This window comes from Streptomyces sp. BR123 (assembly GCF_013401435.1).
In the GTDB taxonomy this organism is placed as follows: Bacteria; Actinomycetota; Actinomycetes; order Streptomycetales; family Streptomycetaceae; genus Streptomyces.
Window position 1 is genome coordinate 1 of sequence record NZ_JACBGN010000504.1, and the last position, 2,881, is coordinate 2,881.

Consider the following 2,881-nt stretch of genomic DNA (forward strand, 5'->3'; position numbering starts at 1 on the left):
GTGCCGTAGGGCGCGTGGGGGACGGGCTGGGGTTCGTCGTGGGTGGTGGTCATGGCTTCACTGTTGCACTGCCGGCGGCCGGTGGTCATCGGATCGAGATGTGGAGGGGGGTGGTTCGGTTGTTACCGATGAGTCAGAATCTACGCGCGTTGTCAGCTACTTCAAGACAGCGCCTGAACAGGGGAGATGGCATGGCGTTCGACCGCAGGACGTTTTTGGGGACCTCGGCTGCCACGGGTGCGGCTGTCGCGCTGGCGGGGGCCGCGGCCGGCCCGGCCGCCGCGGCGGAGTCGGGTTCCCGGCCGCCGCGGACGTATGCGTTCACGGTGATGGGGACGACCGACCTGCACGGAAACGTCTTCAACTGGGACTACTTCACGGACAAGGAGTTCGACGACAAGGCGCACAACGACGTGGGCCTGGCGAAGATCTCGACGCTGGTGAACAGGGTGCGGGCGGAGAAGGGGCGCTGCAACACGCTGCTCATCGACGCGGGTGACACCATCCAGGGCACGCAGCTGTCGTACTACTACGCGAAGGTGGACCCGATCACGGCGCGCCGCGGTCCGGTGCATCCGATGGCGCAGGCGATGAACGCGATCGGGTATGACGCGGCGGCGCTGGGCAACCACGAGTTCAACTACGGCATTCCGGTGCTGCGGAAGTTCCAGGAGCAGTGTGATTTTCCGCTGCTGGGGGCGAACGCGCTGGATGCGAAGTCGCTGCGGCCGGCGTTCCCGCCGTACAGCATGCACCGGCTGCGGACTCCGCACGGGCGGGACGTGAAGGTGGCGGTGCTGGGTCTGACGAATCCGGGCATCGCGATCTGGGACAAGGCCAATGTGCAGGGGAAGATGACGTTCCCGGGGCTGGAGGAGCAGGCGGCGAAGTACGTGCCGAAGCTGCGGTCGATGGGTGCGGACGTGGTGATCGTGTCGGCGCATTCGGGGTCGAGCGGTACGTCGTCGTACGGTGACCAGCTGCCGTACATCGAGAATGCTGCGGGGCTGGTGGCGGAGCAGGTGCCGGGGATCGACGCGATCCTGGTGGGGCACGCGCACACGGAGATCCCGGAGTACCGGGTGAAGAACAAGGCGACCGGCAGGGACGTGGTGCTGTCGGAGCCGCTGAAGTGGGGGCAGCGGCTGACGCTGTTCGACTTCGAGCTGACGTGGGCGAAGGGCTCGTGGTCGGTGGCGAAGGTGTCGGCGCGGGTGCTGAACTCGAACACGGTCGAGGAGGACCCGGAGATCGTGCGGCTGCTGTCGGACGAGCACCGCAAGGTGGTGGAGTACGTCAACCAGGTGATCGGTTCGTCGACGCAGGCGATGTCGTCGGCGGAGGGTCCGGTGAAGGACGTGCCGATCATCGATCTGATCAACCACGTGCAGGCGGAGACGGTGAAGGGCGCGCTGGCCGGTACGGAGTGGGCGTCGCTTCCGGTGCTGTCGCAGGCGTCGTGCTTCTCGCGGACGGCGGCGATCCCGGCGGGGAAGGTGACGCTGCGGGATGCGGCGGGGCTGTACCCGTTCGAGAACACGCTGGAGGCTCGGGTGCTGACGGGGGCGCAGCTGAAGGACTACCTGGAGTACTCGGCGCGGTACTTCGTGCAGACGGCTCCGGATGCGGTGGTGGATCCGGCGAAGCTGACGAACGCGGAGAGCATTCCGGACTACAACTATGACGCGGTGTACGGGCTGGCGTACGACATCGACATCGCGCAGCCGAAGGGTTCGCGGATCACGGGGCTGTCGTTCCGGGGGAAGGCGGTGGATCCGCAGGCGCGGTTCGTGCTGGCGGTGAACAACTACCGGGCGTCGGGTGGCGGTGCGTTCCCGCACGTGCCGCAGGCGAAGCAGGTGTGGGCGAACTCCGACGAGATCCGTAACACGATCATTTCGTGGGTGAAGGCGAAGGGGACGATCGACCCGTCGCAGTTCGCGTCGGTGGACTGGCGCCTGACCCGGGGCGGCGTGCCGGTGTTCTGATCCCTGGTCCTTGCGGGGGTTCAGGGGCATTCGATGAGCGGGAGCAGTTCGACCGGGGGTCGGGTCTGCTCCCGCTGTTCGAGGCCGAAGGTGGTGAACGTGGTGCGGGCGGGTTCGGGGTAGGCGTTTTTGCCCGTGAGGGTGTTGAGGATCGTGGCGCTGCGTCGGGTGGTGAGGCCGAGGTCGGGCGTGCCGGCGCCGTGGGTGCGGCGTTCGGCGCTGTGGACGAAGATGCTGCCGCTGACGGTGGGGGCGAGGACCATCCGGTGGTGTTCGTCGACGCGGGGGCGTCCGGAGGAGTCCTTGTGCAGGTAGGGGTCGAGTCCTGCGAGGAGTCGGGAGAGGGGCCGGTCCCGGTAGCCGGTGGCGAGGACGACGGCCTCGGTGGTGAGGCGGGAGCGGGTGCCCTGGTGGGGGTGTTCGAGGTGGAGTTCGACCTTGGTGGTGGCGACGCGGCCGGCGGTGCGGACGGTGACTCCGGGGGTGAGGACGATGTCGGGCCAGCCTCCGTGGAGGGTGCGGGTGTAGAGCTCGTGGTGGATGGCGGCGAGGGTGGCGGGGTCGATGCCCTTGTGGAGCTGCGCTTGGGTGGGGACGAGCTGGTCGCGGACGGGTTCGGGGAGGGAGTGGAAGTAGCGGGTGTAGTCGGGGGTGAAGTGTTCGAGGCCGAGCGTGGAGTGTTCCCTGGGGGCGAAGGAGGGGGTGCGGGTGAGCCAGGTGAGGCGCTCGCGGCCGGTGGGGCGGGCGCGGAGGAGGTCGAGGAAGACTTCGGCTCCGGACTGGCCTGATCCGATGACGGTGATGTGGTCGGCGCCGAGGATCCGGGGGCGGTGGCCGAGGTAGTCGGCGGCGTGGATGACGGGGACGGCGGGGGCGTCGACGAGGGGCCGCAG

At 68.3% G+C, this 2,881-nt stretch carries 2 protein-coding genes; one reads left to right on the forward strand and one right to left on the reverse strand.

All coding sequences use genetic code 11. The features are described 5' to 3' along the window. Positions 1-191: 191 nt before the first annotated feature. Positions 192-1,988 (forward strand): bifunctional UDP-sugar hydrolase/5'-nucleotidase, encoded by a 1,797-nt coding sequence (locus HYE82_RS35625; RefSeq protein WP_179178371.1) that lies wholly within the window; start codon positions 192-194, stop codon positions 1,986-1,988. Between the two features lie 20 nt (positions 1,989-2,008). Here HYE82_RS35625 and HYE82_RS35630 read toward each other — a convergent pair. Continuing rightward, positions 2,009-2,881, reverse strand: an 873-nt coding sequence (locus HYE82_RS35630; protein WP_179178370.1) for a SidA/IucD/PvdA family monooxygenase, incomplete at its 5' end; no start/stop codon positions are given.

Bases quoted from the DNA above. Each gene is read 5' to 3' on its own strand.
- HYE82_RS35625 (WP_179178371.1), top strand. From the start codon at position 192: ATGGCGTTCGACCGCAGGACGTTTTTGGGGACCTCGGCTGCCACGGGT.